Annotated in this window: 1 rRNA gene; it reads left to right on the top strand. The window is 44.2% G+C overall.

Going from position 1 to position 326, the window contains the following annotated elements:
• Nucleotides 1-141: 141 nt before the first annotated feature.
• Nucleotides 142-326 (top strand): 16S ribosomal RNA (locus tag ACTQ46_RS11225); the annotation flags it as partial.

Raw genomic sequence — 326 nt, 5'->3', positions numbered from 1 at the left:
GCTTGAAAGAGCGGCGGAACCTGAACAAGAGAATAACATAGAAACTTTGAGCAGATGTACATTTGTACAAACACAATAAATTCGGTGTAAAGAATTAAAAAAAGACCAGTAGGTCGAAATGAGCAATTAAACTCAAAACATTTATTTGAGAGTTTGATCCTGGCTCAGGACGAACGCTGGCGGCGTGCTTAACACATGCAAGTCGAACGATGAACCTTCCATGAACTCTTCGGAGTGATTGGGAGCGGATTAGTGGCGAACGGGTGAGTAACGCGTGAGCAACCTGCCTTAAACAACGGGATAGCCTCGGGAAACCGGGATTAATA

Source organism: Gallicola sp. Sow4_E12, assembly GCF_052116305.1.
GTDB lineage: Bacteria > Bacillota > Clostridia > Tissierellales > Peptoniphilaceae > JBQKLI01.
This window is presented reverse-complemented; position numbering and strand designations above follow the sequence as displayed.